This is a genomic window from Hydrogenovibrio sp. (assembly GCF_049975065.1).
Taxonomy (GTDB): Bacteria; Pseudomonadota; Gammaproteobacteria; order Thiomicrospirales; family Thiomicrospiraceae; genus Hydrogenovibrio.
In genome coordinates this window covers 2,273-21,288 of the sequence record NZ_JBNGDN010000032.1, presented here as the reverse complement: position 1 = coordinate 21,288, position 19,016 = coordinate 2,273, and the positions used below count along the sequence as shown (strand labels likewise).

The following is a 19,016-nucleotide window of genomic DNA, read 5'->3' as shown; positions in this document are numbered from 1 at the left end:
TTTGTTTTCACAAGGAAATTTTCGAAGAAGTGTCGACTCCACGATTACGACCGACTGAGAAAATATGGCTTGTGGAATCAAGGGGCAAGCGAGATGGTGCCTAATTTATGAATTTTTCGGGTTAAAGACTGGCAATCACGTCTTCCGACACCGGTATGCGCAACTTCTTACCCACCACCAAGCGATCGGCTTTTTTGATACCGTTGAGTTTTTTCAACTGATAAGTGGAAATATTGTAATTGGCGGCGATTTCCGACAGCGTATCGCCCGGCTGCACACGGTAATGCACATACATGGTTTCCCCCCATCTCGGCTTGGTGGCATTGTCATTGACAAATTTCTCCAGGCCGCTGGCAATGGAAAGCGCCAACTGAGTTTGAAAACGATCGGTTGTCAATCTGCGGGCTTCGCCCGGGTTGGACAGAAACGCGGTTTCAATCAGCAAAGACGGCATATCAATCGACTTGAGCACGGCAAAGTCCGCCGATTGCACGGATTTCTTATGCAGATGAACATTTTTGGCCATCTCGCCCAGAATAATCTGCCCCAGTTTACGACTGGCGCGAATATTGGCTTCTCGGGTCAAATCGGATAACACATACGCCACATCGGCATCGCGCCCTTTTAACTTCACATCCTGCAAGGACGCATTTTCGGAACGCGCCAAAATCCGCGCCATCACACTGCTGGCACCGTTGCTGGACAAAATATACACCGAGCCACCACGCGCTTTCGGATTGGGAAAAGCATCCGCATGAATCGACAGAAAAATATCCGCATCTCTCTGGTGAGCAATTCGCACCCGTTTGTGCAAGGGAATAAACACATCTCGGTCACGGGTCAGCACCGCCCGCATCCCCGGCTTGGCGTCAATATGCTTTTTCAGCTTTTTCGCCATTGCCAGCACCACATCCTTTTCACGCACCTTGTTATAACCGATAGCACCCGTGTCCTTGCCGCCATGTCCGGCATCAATGGCCACCACCAGCGGCTTATTTTTCGCTTCAAACACATCGCTGTCACGGTCTAACAAATTTTGCGTCTGGCGATGATTCACCACCTTTTCTGGTCGTTTGGACGCCTTGGAGGCCTTAGACGATTGGGCGGGTTTGGACGCCATGTCCACCAAAGGCTTGGGCGAGTTGCGCAGGCTGGCCTGGGTGGATTTCGCTTGCGCCCTGGCTAAAAGCGATTTCGACTTAGACGGCGGTTTGGATTTCGAAGCCTTTTTCTGAGGCACTTGCGCCGGTCTGGGGGTGTTTTTCACATCCACCACCACCCGCTCGATGCCTTTGCGATTTTTGGCCAGGGTAAAATAGCGAAAATCAAAATCCTCGCGCAAGTCCAGCACCACACGCGTGCGTTTCATCCAAGGCTGATTTTTCACCCGCGCCTGCTTCACCCGCGCATCCAAAAACTTCATTTGCTCAAAGGTCAGGCGATTTTTCGCCCCGTAAAAATCCACAATAATCCGTGCCGGATGCTTCATCTCACTGACTTCAAAGCGCTCGTTCTGCTTGACTTCAAACACCACGCGCGTTTGGTCTTGTCCCTGCCCAAGCCGCATCTTTTCCAAAGACGTCGCCGCCCAGGACGAAGAGGTTAAAACCACGCTGATCACCAGTGTCAGCCAGCGCACGCATAAACTGCAAGGCATTAATCGATTTACATTCATAACTCAACCCATCACATTGCTCTTGACACCGAAGTGCCGCTCAACTGTATGGGAGCTTTATCAATTAATGTGCCAACTTCCGAATGGCCTCACCCAGAAATGGCTTGAACCCCTTTTAGAATCAGGCTTCCAGCCGCCGTATTCGCCGTCAAACGACCACAACGTCCTGCCCCCAAAGGCTGCAACGACAGGGTCAGATCGGCCGACGGCAACTCGCCTTGCCCCTTGGACGGCCATTCCACCAGGGCGACAAACGGCGCGACCAGCAAGTCCCGCAGCCCCAGAAACGCCAGTTCTTCTGGGTCACACAAGCGATACAAATCAAAATGTCGCACCATGCCCAGCTCGGTTTCATAAGACTCCACCAGCGTGTAGGTGGGGCTTTTCACCTTCTGACCCGGCAAAAATTGCTGGATAAACGCCCGGCAAAAAAACGACTTCCCCGCCCCCAAGTCCCCTTGCAGATAAACCACCAGGCCTGGCTGAAACGCCGAAGCCTCACGGCAGGCCTGGGCAAATGCCTCTGCAAAGGCTTGCGTGGCCGCTGCATCCGCCAAAACGATTTCAAAGGTGGAGGACGTTGCCGACTCGGTCGCCGGCTCAATTTTGTTAGAATAATGAGGATGAGATTCGAAAGATGATTCTGTTGATTCTGTATCTTGCATACACTGGACCATTAAGCTTAAAAAAACACTGCCGAGGCAAACCGATTTCCGTGGACAATACAACTGCAACCACCGCCCCGAACTGGACAACCCTCGCCGAACAGATCAAACGCTGGGGGCGCTCGCTCGGCTTTGCCGATGTCGGCATTACCGACACCGACCTCTCCGCTTATGAAGCGGACTATTTCAACTGGCTGGGCGAACACTACCACGGCGACATGGACTATCTGGCACGCCACGGCACCAAGCGCACCCGCCCCGCCGAACTGGAACCGGGCACCCTTCGCATTATCAGCGTCCGCCTCAATTACTACGACCAGGACGCCCATTCACCGATTGAACAGCTGCACCGCGCCGATCACGCCTATATTTCGCGCTACGCGCTGCACAAAGACTACCACAAACTCATGCGCAAACGCTTGCAACAACTGGCCGCGAAGATCGAAGCCGAACTCACCGAGACCGGTCACCCATTTCAGTACCGCGCCTTTGTCGATTCCGCCCCAGTGTTGGAAAGACCGCTGGCGCAAAAAGCCGGTCTCGGCTTTATCGGCAAGAACAGTCTGATGATTCACCCCCGCGCCGGTTCCTGGTTTTTTCTCGGCGAGCTCTACACCAATCTGCCGTTACCGGTGGACGCCCCTTTTGAAAAACAGGGCTGCGGCCCCTGCACCGCCTGCCTCGATGAGTGTCCCACCCAGGCCATCGTTGCGGATGGGGTGGTGGACGCGCGCCGCTGCATTTCCTACCTGACCATAGAATACAAAGGCGTTATCGCCCCCGAGCTGCGTGCTAAAATGGGCAACCGCATTTACGGCTGCGACGACTGCCAACTGGTCTGTCCGTGGAATACCTTCACCCAACCCACCGACGAAGCCGCTTTTAAAGCCATGCACCCGCTGGACAGCGCCACTTTATTAGAGTTGATGAACTGGTCGCAAACGGACTTTTTAACTCGGTTTGAAGGTTCGCCGATTCGACGCATTGGCTTTGAACAGTGGCAACGCAACCTCTGCATTGCCTTGGGTAATGCCCTAGACGACCCACAACGAAGCGTGCAAATCCTCGCCGAACTGACGGCGCTTGAGACCGATTCCGACCTGGTTAAGGAACACCGCGACTGGGCGCGACAGCGGCAGCAGCAAGCGCTGAACACCGCCGCGGAAAGAATCACAAGCGCAAACGAGTCACACAAGCCGGTTTCGACGGTTTCAACGGCGGCAACCGCAACCACCAGGCCTGGTCAAATCCGGCCTTACAAAGCCCCCAAATACTATCTGCCAAAAAACAAGCCTTAAGCCGAATATTCCATCTGAATATTCCACCCTAAGGTCCTAAGGTTAAAAAGCGCTTTGCTAAAGGAACTTTTGATTGAATCCAATCATCACTCCAAAGCGGCCTCGCTCATATGCACTTGGTTTCGTCCCGCTTGTTTGGCGTGATACAATGACTCGTCCGCCAACTTCAACAAGCGTTCCGAATCGGCCAAACGCGCCACTTCCCCCACGGCACCGCCGACACTGATGGTGACATGATCGGCGACCTCGGAAAAATCATGCGTCAAGCCCAATTCCGACACCGCTTCTCGTAAGGCTTCCGCAATACCTTGCGTGCCTTCGTAATCGGTTTCCGGCAACAACACCACAAACTCCTCACCACCGTAACGCGCCACCAAGTCCCCGGGACGTTTAATCACCGATTGCATCGCCTGCGCCACCTTCTGCAAACATAAGTCGCCCTGGCCGTGCCCGTAATTATCGTTAAAGGGCTTAAAGAAGTCGATGTCCATCATAATCACCCCCAACGGCTGGCCGCTGCGCGCCAAACGATGCGTTTCTTTCACCAGCACTTCATCAAGCTGACGGCGATTGGCAATGTGGGTCAAACCGTCCATGTGCGACATTTCTTCCAGCAAATCGGTTTTCAGCTTCAACGCTAAGTGATTGCGCACCCGAGACTTGACGATTGGCAAATGGAACGGCTTGGAAATATAATCCACCGCCCCAAGATTCAAGCCTTTTTCTTCATCCGACATTTCATCCAACGCACTGACGAAAATAATTGGAATGTGCTGGGTGTCCGGGTTATTTTTCAACGCCTTACAAACATCAAACCCATCCAGGTCCGCCATCATAATATCCAGCAACACCAAATCCGGCTGCGGCGAAGCGGACGCCAGCCTCAAGGCATTTTCACCGGAATTGGCCAGCAGGATTTTATAATCCTGCTTCAAACCATTGGCCAGAATCTTGGCATTGGCCGGCTCGTCATCCACAATCAGCACCACTGGCTGAGTCGCCTCCAACACCTTCTCGGCCTGCTCGGCAACCTCTTCCTGACCGGGGTGTTCCACCAGTTTAACGGTGGCCTCGTTCAGGGCGACTTCCTTGCTTTTATCGGGTAAGGATTCACCTTGATCCGTTTCCCAGTCCAAGTAGGCCATCATCAACTTTTTCAGTTCATTCAGATCAATCGGTTTCGCCAAATGCGCATTCATGCCTGAGGCCAGCGCTTTTTGCCGATCCTCCACCATCGCCGCCGCCGTCAAGGCGATGATTGGCAGTTCCGCATTTTGTTGACGAATCGCGCGGGCGGCTTGATAACCATCCATCACCGGCATTTGAATGTCCATCAGCACCAGAGCATAATCACCATTTTGCACTTTATCGACACCTTCCCGACCGTTCACGGCATAATCCATATTCAAATTCAGATTGCGCAGCATTTCACCAATCACTTCCTGATTGATGTCGTTATCTTCCACTATCAGAATCTTCTGACCTTTAAAGCGTATCTGCTCACCATCCTGAACCACACCCAGGTGTTCCAAGCGATGCAAACCGTTAATGGCATTAAACAGGCTGGAGGGGCTGAAGGGCTTATGCAGGAATGAAAACTCATTATCATTACGCATGGCGATTTCACTGAACGAATGCGCACTGACCATCAGCAAAGCTGGCAGAGCCTGCGGTTGCCCCGCCGCATGATACAGTTCTTTTATCTGCCGCAACGCCTGAAGGCCATCCAACTTAGGCATCTCCCAGTCCATGAGCACCACTTTGTAGAAACGATCTTCATCCAGATGCGATCGCACACGCTGCAGCGCCTCCTCAGCGTTTTCCGCCTCATCCACTTCAAAGTTCCAAGACTCCAGTATTTCCCGCAAAATATCACGGCTGATCCCCTGATCGTCCACCACTAAAGCACGGCAGGCATCTTCGGTCACACAGTTAAAATGGATGGCTTTTTCATCCGAATGCACCACCACGGGCAAACTCAGCTCAAAGCTGAACACCGACCCCTGTCCCAGCTCCGACTGCACATCAATGTCGCTGCCGCCCAGCAAATGCACCAGACGCTGACTGATCACCAGACCCAAGCCGGTGCCGCCGTGCTTGCGGGTAATGGAGTTATCGGCTTGGGAAAAGGCTTTGAACAAACGCTGACGCTGCACTTCCGTCATCCCCATGCCCGTGTCACGGATGGCAAACACCAAACGCGTGTGGTTTTTCTTATCCGGCAGAGCACGAATGCACAGTTCAATTTCACCCTGCTCGGTAAACTTGACCGCATTGCTCATTAGATTTGCCAGCACTTGGGTTAACCGCAGGCTGTCGCCGATTAAATGCGTCGGCACATCCGGACGAATATGGAACACCAGCTCAATTTTCTTGCGAGCGGTTTCATCGGCAAACAATACCGACAGTTGATCCAGAATACCATTCAGATTAAATTCCACCTGCTCGATTTCCAAACGACCGCTTTCGATTTTGGAATAGTCCAACACATCATTGATAATGCCCAACAACAATCGGCCGGAATCGTGCACCCGCCGGATACGCTGTTTCGCGGTGGAGGGCAGCCCCTTTTCCTTCAGCAGCAGGTCGGTGAGGCCAATCACCGCATTCAACGGCGTGCGAATTTCATGACTCATATTCGCCAGAAACTGTGACTTGGCGGCATTGGCGTCATCCGAGGCTTTTTTGGCCGCCTCCAACTCCTGCATATTGGTGTGTTGTTTGGCCACCAGTCGATTAAACGCTTTCAGCAAACGCCCCAACTCATCTTCGCGGTCAATGGTGAGGGTCTGAGCCGGAATATCGCCATTGACCATTTTTTCCACCGTCACGGCCGAGGTTTCCAACGGCCTAAGTTCACGCCGCAAATACCAAGCAAACGCCAAAACCACCAGCAACATCAATACAATAATCAGCACAATCAGCTGCAGCAGCAGTTGCCAAACCGGATTAAAAATCACCGCTTCGGTCACCGTATGCACCACCAACCAGTTCATGAGGCTGAGCGGCTCGGCGGTAAACAACTCGCGACCACCAAAATGACTGCCGGCCACACCCGCCTTTTGTCCCTGTCGAATGAGATTCAACGCCTCACTGTCACGTAACTGTTTAATATCTCGCAACACCAAACTTTCCCGAGACGATGTCACCACCAGGCTATTGTCAAAATCAAACACATAGAAATGGCGATTCGGCTGCAGAACCTCTTTGGACAACCCCAGCAGAAAGTTGTCTTCGGCCAGCTTGGTGACCCCAAACACAAAGCCGAGCAAACGCCCATCTTCGCCAAACATCGGCACGAATATCTGGAAAACCGGCGCCTTAACCGCCCGTCCCACAAACGGCTGAGTAATCATAGGTTCCGGATTTTTCAATAAGGCTTTCACATGGGGTCGATCCGCAACATTCAGTCCCATTCGACCGGGTATGCGCGGCGAATCCAAAATCAATTCACCTTTCGGGTTCATGACCACCAGACCGGCATTGAAAAAATCGTGCAATTTAATGCGGGAGTCCAGCACCTTCTGCATTTCACCCAGCGATTTCAGCCGATTACCGGCCACTAACTGACGCGCCAGCGGTTTCAAGGTTTCCAGACGATCTTCCAGCTCGCGATCAATTCGCTGCGCCAACTGGGTATTGAGCCGTTGCTGCTCCAGTATCAACTCCTGCTTGGTTTCCAGAAAAATGGTGTAACCCAGCACACCGCCAATCAAGACGGTCAAAGCGATAAACAGACTCTGCGTAAACAGCATCAACCGCTGCGCCAAACTCAAGTGAAGCCAACGTGATTTCACCCATTCAAAGCCCATCATGTATCCATCCCTTGACCACTTTCCGCGTCACACCGTGCCAATAAACGCTGCAAAGCCGCCTCCGCCTGTTCAAACTCCAAATCATCCAATGCCGTCACCACCGCTTCCCAGTCCTCACGGCAAGGCAGCGGCACCCCTTTTGAAAGCCGTTGCAGTTCGGCATCGTCAATAAACTCATTTTGCGCCACTCTGGGCAACAACGCCGACAACGCCGCCCGCACGTCATCAAAACCCTCATCATGCGTCGGCATCTCAGTGGCTTCCGCTTGGGTATTGTCTTCCATCGCCTTGGTGATCGCCGCTTCCGTCGCATCATACACCTTTAAAAAGCGTGTCACTTCCACCAGGCCTGGTTGTTTTCGCGCTTTTAAGGTTTTATCCAGGGATTGCGATGCCGTAAACAACGCCTCCAATGCCAAGTTGCCCGCTACGCCCTTCAAAGCGTGATTCAAACGCTGCCAACGCGCCCAATCCACCTCGGAAGAGGCCGCATCGGCTGCGGCTGTCGATTCTGCCGATTCTGCCAGGCCTGGCAAAATGGCGCTCAAGTCCGCAAATTCGCCACGCAATTGCACCGCGAATTTGGACAGCAAGTTGTGATACAAGGATTCATTCCCGCCCAACTGCAAGAGCCCTTTTGACGCATTAATCAACGGCTGTTCGGTGACAGTGTCATGGCTTGGTGTCTTTGCTTGCTTCAAAAAAATCGGCTCCTTTGGCATCTTATCGGGTTTGGGTTTTGGTTTGGCTTCAGTTTCAGTTTCGGTTGGCGTCAATTCATCTCCCGCCGCTTTTTTATCTGTGGGTTTCTCTGCGATTTCAGTGGTTCCTAAGTAACTGGCTAACAGGTGATGCAGCGCCTCGGATTCAATCGGCTTGCCCAGATGACCGTTCATTCCGGCTTCCAGCGCTTTCTCCCGATCCTCCACCATGGCCGCAGCCGTCAAGGCAATGATCGGAATATCGGCATTAAACGCTCGTATCGCTTGCGTGGCCTCATAGCCATCCATTTCCGGCATCTGAATGTCCATTAAAATCAAATCAAACGCCTCTTGCCGTGCTTTTTCCACCGCAATGCGGCCATTTTCCGCCAACACCACCTCTAGGCCAAAGCTTTCCAGCTGCGCCAGCGCCACTTCCTGGTTAATGTCATTGTCTTCTGCCAACAGCAGCCGTCCCGTAAGCGAGGCGCTTAAATCGACACCCAACACCGGTTCTACCGCTTCTTCCAAGCTTTCGGCTTCACGGCAGGGCATCAACGGCAAGGTAAACTGAAATTGCGAACCCGCCCCTGCTTCCGACGACAATTCAATTCCAGAGCCGCCCATCGCCTGCACCAGTCGCTGACTGATAATCAGTCCCAAGCCGGTACCGCCATGCTGGCGGTTAATGCGCGCATCGCCTTGGCCAAACGCCTTAAACAGATTTTTCTGCTGCTCCGGTTCAATGCCGATGCCCGTGTCGATAACACAGAATGTCAACGCAATCGGCGTGTCGGTCGCCGCTGATTTGACAGAAGCCAGTCCACTCGAACCTTGGGTCGTCGGGCTTTCCGAAGCGAAAACCGACACGGTGACGGAACCTTGCGGCGTGAATTTAATGGCATTTCCAATCAAATTAGTAAGCACCTGGCGCAAGCGCATTTCATCCCCGATGTAGGCTCCATTTACAGCTTCAGCCACCTCAAATTGCAGCGCCAGTCCTTTTTCTTCGGCATTGAACCGAAACAGACTGTCAAGATTATCCAACAGCTTATTCAAGCCAAATGGCTCGGCAAGGATGTCGATTTTACCCGCTTCAATTTTGGAAAAATCCAGAATATCGTTCAAAATACCCAACAGCAAACGACCTGAACGATAAATCTTACGCATCTGACGTTGCAACACCTCGGCTTCCGTTTGTTGCAACGCCAACTCGCTCAGACCAATAATGCCGGTCATGGGCGTGCGGATCTCATGGCTCATATTCGCCAAAAATTCAGACTTGGCCTGATTGGCCTCCTTAACCTGTCGAACCAGCTCCTCCAGACGTTCCTCCGTGTGTTTTTGCTCGGTAATGTCCATCACTATACCAATGACCCGAATGACCTGGTCATTCACTGTCTGCGGAACGGTGCGAGTGCGAATCCATTTATTGGGCACGGGTTCGGAACCGTCTTCCGTCTTTTGCGCTGAACGCGTGGTAAATGGAAACACCAGATCATACGCTTCTCCAGATTCGATACACCGCTCAAAAGCACGTAGAATGGTTTTTTGGTCGTCCGGTTGATAACATTTCGCGCTTTCCGTAATATGATCAAAATCCGGGTGCGGCGTGAATTCATGCAGTTTAAACAAGCCCGGCGTCCAGAACATTTTGCCGGTCGCCACCTCGTATTCCCAACCGCCGATTTTGGCCAGAGCTTCGCCGTCTTCCAACAAGCGTTCACTTCGCTGCAGCTCGACTTTCGCCTGCTGAAGCGCCAGCTCGGCTTCTTTGATCTGGGTAATGTCACGGCTCATGCCGAAAAGGCCCACCACCTGACCCTGGTGATCCAACAACGGCCATTTACTGGTTTGTACATAGCCGGTGTTTCCGTTTTCATCGTAGTAAGGATTGATTTTATTGAGCAGCGCCTCACCCTGCTCCAACACCGGCTTTTCCTCTTCCTGATAAATGTTGGCCGTGTCTTCCGGAAAAATTTCACGATCATGCTTGCCGATCATATCCCGCCAGTCGCGGAAACCGGTGATTTTCGCCATCGCCTGGCTGCAAAAGCGAATGCGACTGTCGGCATCTTTAAAATAGATAAAATCGTCCGTCTGATCCAAAAAGGCTTCAAAGTCGCGCACAAACAATTGCAATTTGCGCTCGGCACGCGCGCGGCGCGAAATGGCTCTGAGCAACAACAACACGATAATGGAAATAATCCCCAGCGCCATAAACAGCAAACTGTGAATTTGCTGATCGCGCAACACCGCTTGGGCGGTGCGAATGTCCATCAGTTCTTCAAGGCGTTGACTGTAATCTGCCAGCCCCTTTTGCAAGCCACTTTCAACATCGTGCACGGTGGACAGCAGCAGGGTTTGCCCATTAAATTGGAAAGGCTGTGAATAGACCTCCACCCGACGCACCTCACCATCCGCCAGTTGATGACGGAACACAAAGTAATGACGTCCGTCCACCTCAGCGGCGGAACGCTCCTGCGCTATCTGCTCGTCGGTAAAGGTGTTGATGTCTTGAATAACCATTGTTCGCATTTCATCACGGGTATAGCCATAGTAATCCGCCGCGGCGGCATTGGCATTGACGATGCGCCCTGTTTTCGGTTCAATGAGTAACATCATCATTTTCTGCCGTTCAAACAGATCGTCAAACCCTGGCATTTCCGCTTCGCTGGCCTGCGCCAGGCTCCATGAAAAAACGCTGAAAAACGCCCAAGCTAAAATTAGGGAGGCGCGGGTGTTTTGCCAAATATTGCCCTTATTCCCCGCCATCGTGCGCCTCCGGCTTGTCCACCTCAAGCGACACGCCTGAATCGGTTAACAGCGCACGCAAAGCGGCGAGATCCGCTTCAGAGTCGCCTTGCAAGGCCGACTCTACCGCCTGATGACTCTCTTGACGCACGGGAATAAACACCACCTTATCGACATCACCGGCGGCCAGCAGGCGTTTGGCTTTATCAAAATTCTCCGCGACTTTAACACGATATTGCGCCTGCAACTCGGCCGCTTTTCGCTTCAAATGCACCTTATCACTGGCGACAATCAAAACCGTTTTCATTGCCGTGGATGTTTTCACAGCGTTTTTTGGTGTCTTTTCTGCAATATCGTCTGAGGCTGAAGGCAGATACTGCGCCAATAGGCTCGCCAGACTGTCCGGGTCAATCGGTTTGCTCAGGTGATCGTTCATGCCCGCCGCCAGCGCTTTATCGCGATCTTCCACCATCACCGCCGCCGTCAGCGCAATAATGGGCACTGTACGATTAAAGGCACGAATCGCCTGGGTGGCCTGGTAACCGTCCATCACCGGCATTTGAATGTCCATTAAAATCAGGTCAAACGGGGTGTGGGCCGCTTTTTCCACCGCCAAAGCACCGTTTTGCGCCACCCAAGCCGTTAAGCCCAACCGTGCCAGCATGGCGGTCACCACTTCCTGATTGATTTCATTGTCCTCCACCAGCAGCACACGACCGCTCAAGCGTGTAACCGCCGTCGTATCCCCTTCCGCCCGCGCCGCATCGGGTATTTGTTCGGGTGTGCAAGGCATTAAGGGCAGTCCGAATCGGAAAATCGATCCTTTCTCCGGTGTGCTGTCAATGTGGATGTGCTGACCGCCCATTAAATGCACCAAACGCTCGCTGATCACCAACCCCAACCCCGTACCACCATGTTTGCGGGTAATACTGGTATCGGCCTGCTGAAAGGCTTGAAACAGTTGGGTCTGCTCGGCCGCGGACAAACCGATACCCGAGTCTTCCACCGCAAACGACACCCAAACCGGCGTTTCTGAACCGGCCTGAGGAGTTTGAGCAAACATGTTTTGAGCGACGCTGCTGAACTCGGGTGGATGCGCCTCCGCCTGAATCCGCAAACGCACAAAGCCCTGTTCGGTAAATTTAATGGCATTGCCCAGTAAATTGGTCAGAATCTGCCGTAATCTCAAGCGATCCGCCATGAAGCAACTGTCCTTCGGCAAATGACAGTCAATGACAAAGGACAAGCCTTTATCTTGCGCCTGTTCCGCCAGCAGGGTCGATAACTCTTCCAACAAACAGGATAAATAGAAAGGTTGCGCATCCACGCTCATTTGACGCGCTTCGATCTTGGAAAAATCCAAAATATCATTGAGAATGCCCAGCAATAAACGCCCGGACTGATGGATTCGGCTCAACTGATGGCGCATTTTGTCGGCATCCGACTCCTGTAATCCCAATTGCGACATGCCGATAATCGCATTCATCGGCGTGCGGATTTCATGGCTCATATTGGCCAGAAACTCCGACTTGGCTTGATTCGCCGCTTCGGCCACCTGCTGAGCCTCCAACAGAGCCTGCTCTTTCTGTTTTCGGTCATTAATATCTTGATGCGTCCCCGCCATCCACTCCGGCTGGCCGTCTGCCGTCCAGCTGACCACCTTGCCGCGAACCAGCAGCCACACCCAGTCGCCGTTTTTATGCCGCATCCGCAATTCAACTTCATAATGGTCGGTCTGACCGTCAAAGTGCGCTTGTAACCGTTTTTCAGCATTCGGCAAATCGTCCGGATGGGTGAATCGCATCCAGGTGTCCACCGTGGTCGGTTGCAGTTCGTCCAAGGTGTACCCCACCTGCTCCGCCCAATGTTCGTTAAAAATGGTTTTGCCCGTCTGCACATTCCACTGCCAAGTGCCAACGCCGGTGCCCCAAATAATGTTTTCCAAACGCTTGCGTTCAATGGCAAGGTTCTGCTCGGATTGCTTAATGTCCGTCAAATCCTCATACACCGCCACCACTTCGCCAGAAGCCAAACGGAACAGGGTATTTTCGCGCCAGCCCTCAATCCGGTCATCCGCATAAGTGGTCGTGGGCAACTGTTCTTTAACACCGGTACGCGATACCCGCTTTAGCGCATCGAGAATACCGAATTCTTTGGCCGCTGGAAAGACATCACTGAGACGACAGCCCAGCACCTGCTCTTTGGCGAGTTTTTCAATTCGTTCGGCGGCAGGATTAAACTCGACAAAAATAAAATCCTCACCCTCGTCTATGGGTTGGTAGATGGCCACCCCGCTGCGAGTGTTTTCAAACACCCCGCGAAAACGGTGCTCCTGAAGCGCCAACTGTTCATGCAATTGCTTTTGTGGGGTAATCACCAGATGCGACCCCATCATTTCCAGCGGCTGACCGTCTGGAGCGGATCGCGTCAGCTTGCCGCGTCCTTGCAACCATGCCCAATCGCCTTGCGCATTACGCATGCGAAATTCGGTCACAAACCCCTGTCTTTCATGCATCTGCTGTCGAACCTGAGTCATCATCTCGTCCAGATCCTCCGGATGCACCAAGTCACTGAATTTCGCCAGCGTCATCTCAAAGGCTTGCGGCTCATAGCCCAGCTGAGTGTAGGCCTGATCCGACCAGTTGATCTGTTCGGTCTTCATATCCCAGACCCACAAGCCGGTATCGGCGGCTTCCAGCGCCAGCTTCAGACGGGTCTGCGTTTGTTGCGCTTCGCTTTTGGCCTTGAGCAGATCCGTTTGCTCCAACAGATAGCCGTACAAGGTGCTGACTTGACCATCTTCGTCGTAAATCGGCAGGGTGTAATCGTAAAACCAACGTTCCCGCCCTTGTGCATCCAGCAGTCGATAGGCTTGTTGTACAAATTCGTAGCCCCTCGCCAACGCCGCATCCAGCTCTTTGACGGTACGCTCAAAATCATCGGGATGCACGATTTGACCGTATTCAAAATCATCCCGCAGCAGCGTCTCCGGCTTATACCCCAGCACCTGTTCCACATTCTCGGACACATAGACCACCGGCCAAGCCCCGGTCGGACGCCAGATAAACAGCAACACCGGCCCGTTCTTGAAGAGTTCGCGTTCGGCGCTGAGATGACGCTGCTGTTCTTCAAGCAGATGTCGCCAGTTTTCATACACCAGCGCCACCAGATCTTTCTGATGCAACAATCCGGTCACTTCGCCTTTAACATTGGTAATGGGCAGGCGTTTGATGTGTTTTTCACGACTGAACACCAGGGCGTCTTGCAAAGAATGATCGCCGGAAAAGGTGATCAGCGGGGTTTTCATAATGCGGCCCACCTCGGTGGTGCCACAAAGATCGGCGGCCAGCGCATGGGTAATGTCGGTCTGGGTGACAATGCCGATACAACGGCCTTGACGTGCAACCAAGGCGGCCGTCTCCTGAGCCTTTCTCAGTTGCAAAAGGGTGTTGCGCACGGAAGTGGCTTCGTCCACACAAACATAGCCGGTCAAGTGGGTTAATTCATCAATGCGCTGGGTTTGCGACAGATAGCGCTGATCCAAATGATTGGCCATGTCGGTGTAGCTGACAATCCCGCTCAGTTCACCGTCGGCATTCAACAGACACAAATAATCGAAGAATCCCTGTTTTAAAGCACTGAGGCCGTCAATCACCGACTCGGTTTCGGCGAGGCTGGTCACAGCGTGCAGCGTCACTTCCGCCAAAGAAGTGCCGAAATCAACGGCCTGCATACGCAGGGTAATAAGATCCTGCGGGGTAATCATCCGCAAGCCTTGCGCACCGGTAATGACCAGGTCGCGCAGATGGTGTTGCTCCATTAAATCGAGTGCGTCTTGCACACTGTGGTGGTCGGCTAGGGTCGCGACGTTGCGTGTCGCGATCTGAGCAAGGGTCGGGAAATTCATAAATTGAGTGGACTTCACGGTGGACTTCACGGTAAACTTTTTCTCATTATAGTCGCTGAAACCAAGGATTCCTAACGAATTACGCATGAATTCCGCCACAGAATTGAACCCGAAATTGACCCAACGCAATTCACCAGGCCTGGTTAAAACGTTAGATTCGGTCGAAAATCGACCCTTGGGAGGCGGTGAAAAATTTTTCGTAGAGGCGCGAGGCATAGGTATTGGTCATGCCGGCGATGTAATCGGAAATCACCCGTTGCCGATCGCGTTCCGACTCGGCGGTGTCATATTTCACAAAGGTATTTCTCGGCAACAGTGCTTGTGGATTGGCGCGCAGCGACTTAAACAAGTCCAGCGTAATCAACTGGCCTTTGTATTCCATGCCTTTTACCTCCGGCAGGGTAATCACCTGTTGATATACAAAGGTTTTCAGCAATTCCAATACCGCCATTTCCGCTTCCCCCAACCGCGCCTGATACCGCAGCAGCGGGTGTTCAAACACATCGTTTTCGGTCATTTCAATGCTTTCCACCATAATGCCGACCATTTTGCTGATGGCGTGTTTGCGGTCTCTGGAGCGCGGGCTGAACAGGCGATCGGTCATCACCGTATCCCATAATGGATACTGTCTGAAATCCGGGTGTTCCATCACGTCCGCCTGCCACTGGTCGCGGTTGACCATGCCCATGGCCACCGCATCTTCCAGGTCGTGAATGCCGTAGGCAATGTCATCGGCCAGTTCCATCAGGGTCGTGTCCAGCGCTTTGTATTGGGTTTTATGAAAGCCTTTTTCATTCGGCACCAATTGAGTGAAGCGTTTTTTGTCCGCCTCTGAAAACACGCTCAACACCCAGTCAAACTGCTCGGTCTCTTCACGATACACACTGGCCTTGGGCGGATACCAACGGTTCATCTGCAAGGTGCGGAAATCGTTGGCGTCTGCTTCCATCATTTGGGCTTGGTAGGCGGTGTTTAACGCGATTACTTCGTCATAAATAGCCGGATATTTCAACACCCCCAAGGTGGCGCGACGCGACAAGTCGATTCCGTGTTTTGCGGTGTATTCCCCCAGCCGTGACAGAATGCGCAGCGTTTGCGCATTGCCTTCAAACCCGCCGTAAGTCCGCATCATATAATTCAAGGCCACTTCGCCGCCGTGACCGTAAGGCGGGTGCCCCAGATCGTGTGCCAGGCAAATCGCTTCAATCAGATAAAACGACGGCAACCAGTCGAGATAGTCACGCCCTTTGCCGATGGTAATCAGCTGTTCCACCAGGCCTGAACCAATCTGCGCCACCTCCATGGAATGGGTCAAACGGGTGCGATAAAAGTCGGATTCATTCAAGCCGAATATCTGCGTTTTCGCCTGCAAACGGCGAAAAGAGGCGGAGTGAATCACCCGCGCCCGATCCCGCTGATAGACAATGCGCGCTTCGCGGGCAGGTTTATTCTCTAAAAAATCCGTGTAACGTTGTGTCCAGAGGGTTTCTTCTTGAAGGGCACGGTGCATAGTGCTTCCTGTTTCATTTAAAAGCCGAAGGCCTATAATACCGAGACCGTCTAACGAGTCAATCCCATTTAAAAAACGGGCACCTCGACTTCTCGACTTTTCGACCTCTAACCTTCGAGCGACGGCAAAAAATTCCTATTATCGTTCCTACTTATTTGATAAACTGCAAAAATACGCAAAGCTTTAAAAAAGCACCGCAAAAAACATAAAAAGCGGGTTCCATTCATTCTTGAAACAGGAGTTCCATTATGACGTCATCCCTCTCCACCTCTCTTCGTCGTGCGTTATCGGCGTCTCTCTGGCTGTTACTTGGCAGTGTGTTAATTTTAGGCGGCTGTGAAAACGCGGCTTACACCGAGTGCAAAGATCAGGCCAGCCAGCTGTGGGACAATAACAAGAACGCCGACAACAAAGCCTACTGGGCCGCGGTCAATAAATGCAAGGAAGAATACGGGCAATAAAACGCGACAAGGTCGCGCGGGTGCTTTTCCAAAAACGCCCAGGCCTGGTGATTAAGCGAATACCCTGTAAAATCGCTTGATAAGCCATGATACCCGACCCCTTGAACTCTAAACTGAACGGAACCAGACTTCTTACACTGCCTTATGCCCTCTAGCCACCCCGATAACGCCTCAACACCCCAAACACCGCAACCGGCCTGCGCCACCCGTGACATTGCGGTGGGCAGGGTCTTAACGGTTGCCGGCATGATGGCGGCCATGGCGGGGTACATTAACAGCTTGATGCTGATTGAGTTCGGCCTGCCCGTCAGCCAGATGACCGGCATTGCCTCGCACCTCAGTGACAGCGGGTTTCATTTTGAATGGTCGGCGTTCGGCCTGAGTGCCGCACTGCTGTTGAGCTTTATTTTCGGTGCCTTTTTATCGGCGCTGATCATCGGCCACAGCCAATACAAAGAAGATCGCCGCTACGGTTATGCCTTGCTGCTCAACACCCTTATTCTGATTCTGGCGGCCGTAATGGCCAGCTTTGTCAATCTGCTGGCGCTGATTTTCGCCGCGCTCGCCTGCGGCTTGCAAAATGCCATGGTGGCCAGTTACAAAGGCTTGCAGATTCGCACCACCCACGTCACCGGCATCACCACCGACATCGGCGTATCGCTGGCGAATCGGCTGCGCAATCGCACCCAATTCACCTGGCAAACCGGCCTGCTGTTTACTTTGCTGTTCAGTTTTATTCTGGGCGGTTTGCTGGGGATACTGGCCTTCCAATGGTTTCATTACGAAGCCTTAATGGCACCGGCACTGCTAAACGGTGTTCTGGCGCTGCTGTACTTCAGGCGTTTTCAACAGTCTCTAAAACCTTCGACAAAAGGTTGAGCTGACGTCCGTTTGCTATGGAAACACAACGTTGCACACTTTTGGAGTGACCACCATGTACGATTCCGAAAAGTTCAATAGCATCACCCACTTAATCGGTGCCGTTTTGGCACTGGTGGGGCTGGGGGCGTTAATCGCCGTCGGCCTTTTGCAGAACAATCCGTTGCTGCTCACCGGCTTTTTGATATTCGGCGCGTCGCTGGTTTTGCTTTACAGCTTTTCCACCCTTTACCACAGCTTCAGCCAACCCTCCGCCAAAAGAGTGTTTCAAAAACTGGATCACATCGCCATTTATTTGCTGATTGCCGGGACTTACACCCCCTTCACGCTGGTCACGCTGATTGACAGTCGCGGCCTGATGATTCTAACAATTGTCTGGACGCTTGCCATCATCGGCATTCTGCTGGATCTCTTTATCAAGCGACGCATCGAATGGCTGCAGTTGACGATTTATCTGGTGATGGGCTGGATGGTGGTGCTGGACTTTTCGGCCTTAAAGGCCGCCCTCCCCACCGGCGGACTCTATTGGCTGACCTTTGGCGGCCTCGCCTACACCGCGGGCATAGTGTTCTACGTTCTGGATGACCAGCAACGCTTACGCCATGCCCACGGCATTTGGCATCTGTTCGTTCTGGCGGGTTCCATCGCCCACTTTATTGCCGTCATTGGCTATGTTCGATAACCGTCATTGAAAAGACCAGGCCTGGGGATTTCCGACTTTATTCCAGCATTCATGTTAAAATGCGCCTCTTTTGATTTCGCTTAACCCATCCTGTAACCCACCCAGAAGGACTTGATTTCGCACCATGAAAACATCATCGCTTTTACTCGCCACCACCCGTGAAACCCCGGCTGATGCCGTTGTCATCAGCCATCAGTTGATGCTGCGTGCCGGTTTGATTCGACCGCTGGCAGGCGGCTTGTACAACTGGTTGCCGCTGGGCGTGCGCGTGTTACGCAAGGTGGAAGCGATTGTGCGAGAGGAAATGAACCGCTCCGGCGCACAGGAATTGCTGATGCCGGTGGTGCAACCCATGGAGCTGTGGGAAGAATCCGGCCGTGCCGAGGATTACGGCCCGGAACTGCTGCGTTTTAAAGACCGCCACCAACGCGATTTTGCCTTAGGCCCTACGCACGAAGAAATCATCACCGATCTGGTACGCAATGAAATTCGCAGTTACAAGCAACTGCCCGCCAATTTCTACCAAATCCAGACCAAATTCCGTGATGAAATTCGTCCACGTTTTGGCGTCATGCGCTCGCGTGAATTCATTATGAAAGACGCCTATTCTTTCCATATGGATCGCGACAGCCTGCAAGCCACTTACGATGACATGTACGATGCCTACAA

Annotated in this window: 11 protein-coding genes; 5 read left to right on the top strand and 6 right to left on the bottom strand. The window is 52.7% G+C overall.

Annotated features, from left to right (window positions below):
- Positions 1–121: 121 nt before the first annotated feature.
- Both ACP5D0_RS05540 and tsaE read right to left on the bottom strand, forming a co-directional pair.
- Positions 122–1,675, bottom strand: a complete 1,554-nt coding sequence (locus ACP5D0_RS05540; protein ID WP_472364663.1) for an N-acetylmuramoyl-L-alanine amidase — start codon at positions 1,673–1,675, stop codon at positions 122–124.
- A gap of 89 nt (positions 1,676–1,764) precedes the next feature.
- On the bottom strand, positions 1,765–2,340 hold the full coding sequence (tsaE, locus tag ACP5D0_RS05535) for a tRNA (adenosine(37)-N6)-threonylcarbamoyltransferase complex ATPase subunit type 1 TsaE (protein WP_472364662.1): 576 nt from the start codon (positions 2,338–2,340) through the stop codon (positions 1,765–1,767).
- A 50-nt stretch (positions 2,341–2,390) separates the two neighbouring features.
- Between tsaE and queG the strand changes: the two genes are divergently transcribed.
- Positions 2,391–3,638, top strand: coding sequence for a tRNA epoxyqueuosine(34) reductase QueG (gene queG, locus ACP5D0_RS05530; RefSeq protein WP_472364661.1), 1,248 nt, complete (start codon positions 2,391–2,393; stop codon positions 3,636–3,638).
- Between the two features lie 86 nt (positions 3,639–3,724).
- Here queG and ACP5D0_RS05525 read toward each other — a convergent pair whose 3' ends face one another.
- The 4 genes from ACP5D0_RS05525 to ACP5D0_RS05510 form a co-directional block, all read right to left on the bottom strand.
- Complete coding sequence (locus ACP5D0_RS05525; protein ID WP_472364660.1) at positions 3,725–7,453, bottom strand: response regulator; 3,729 nt, start codon at positions 7,451–7,453, stop codon at positions 3,725–3,727.
- Positions 7,450–10,929 carry a PAS domain-containing hybrid sensor histidine kinase/response regulator gene (locus tag ACP5D0_RS05520; RefSeq protein ID WP_472364659.1) on the bottom strand — a complete coding sequence of 1,160 codons (3,480 nt, stop codon included), beginning with the start codon at positions 10,927–10,929 and terminating at the stop codon, positions 7,450–7,452. The genes ACP5D0_RS05525 and ACP5D0_RS05520 overlap by 4 nt, the downstream gene beginning before the upstream one ends.
- Entirely contained in the window at positions 10,916–14,902 is a 3,987-nt protein-coding gene (locus ACP5D0_RS05515) for a PAS domain-containing protein (RefSeq protein WP_472364658.1), read from the bottom strand. Before ACP5D0_RS05515 ends, ACP5D0_RS05520 begins: the two co-directional genes overlap by 14 nt.
- A 64-nt stretch (positions 14,903–14,966) precedes the next feature.
- Positions 14,967–16,325, bottom strand: coding sequence for an anti-phage deoxyguanosine triphosphatase (locus ACP5D0_RS05510; protein ID WP_472364657.1), 1,359 nt, complete (start codon positions 16,323–16,325; stop codon positions 14,967–14,969).
- 248 nt (positions 16,326–16,573) lie between these two features.
- Here ACP5D0_RS05510 and ACP5D0_RS05505 point away from each other — a divergent pair, with 248 nt between their 5' ends.
- From ACP5D0_RS05505 to proS, 4 genes are all read left to right on the top strand, one after another.
- On the top strand, positions 16,574–16,786 hold the full coding sequence (locus tag ACP5D0_RS05505; protein ID WP_472364656.1) for a hypothetical protein: 213 nt from the start codon (positions 16,574–16,576) through the stop codon (positions 16,784–16,786).
- Between the two features lie 144 nt (positions 16,787–16,930).
- Positions 16,931–17,665 carry a YoaK family protein gene (locus ACP5D0_RS05500; protein WP_472364655.1) on the top strand — a complete coding sequence of 245 codons (735 nt, stop codon included), beginning with the start codon at positions 16,931–16,933 and terminating at the stop codon, positions 17,663–17,665.
- 55 nt (positions 17,666–17,720) lie between these two features.
- Positions 17,721–18,347, top strand: coding sequence for a PAQR family membrane homeostasis protein TrhA (gene trhA / locus ACP5D0_RS05495; RefSeq protein WP_472364654.1), 627 nt, complete (start codon positions 17,721–17,723; stop codon positions 18,345–18,347).
- 124 nt (positions 18,348–18,471) lie between these two features.
- A partial coding sequence (gene proS, locus ACP5D0_RS05490) for a proline--tRNA ligase (protein ID WP_472364652.1) occupies positions 18,472–19,016 on the top strand: 545 nt, incomplete at its 3' end.

Bases quoted from the DNA above. Each gene is read 5' to 3' on its own strand.
- ACP5D0_RS05540 (WP_472364663.1), bottom strand. From the start codon at position 1,675: ATGAATGTAAATCGATTAATGCCTTGCAGTTTATGCGTGCGCTGGCTG.
- tsaE (WP_472364662.1), bottom strand. From the start codon at position 2,340: ATGCAAGATACAGAATCAACAGAATCATCTTTCGAATCTCATCCTCAT.
- ACP5D0_RS05525 (WP_472364660.1), bottom strand. From the start codon at position 7,453: ATGATGGGCTTTGAATGGGTGAAATCACGTTGGCTTCACTTGAGTTTG.
- ACP5D0_RS05520 (WP_472364659.1), bottom strand. From the start codon at position 10,929: ATGGCGGGGAATAAGGGCAATATTTGGCAAAACACCCGCGCCTCCCTA.
- ACP5D0_RS05515 (WP_472364658.1), bottom strand. From the start codon at position 14,902: ATGCGTAATTCGTTAGGAATCCTTGGTTTCAGCGACTATAATGAGAAA.
- ACP5D0_RS05510 (WP_472364657.1), bottom strand. From the start codon at position 16,325: ATGCACCGTGCCCTTCAAGAAGAAACCCTCTGGACACAACGTTACACG.
- ACP5D0_RS05505 (WP_472364656.1), top strand. From the start codon at position 16,574: ATGACGTCATCCCTCTCCACCTCTCTTCGTCGTGCGTTATCGGCGTCT.
- ACP5D0_RS05500 (WP_472364655.1), top strand. From the start codon at position 16,931: ATGCCCTCTAGCCACCCCGATAACGCCTCAACACCCCAAACACCGCAA.
- trhA (WP_472364654.1), top strand. From the start codon at position 17,721: ATGTACGATTCCGAAAAGTTCAATAGCATCACCCACTTAATCGGTGCC.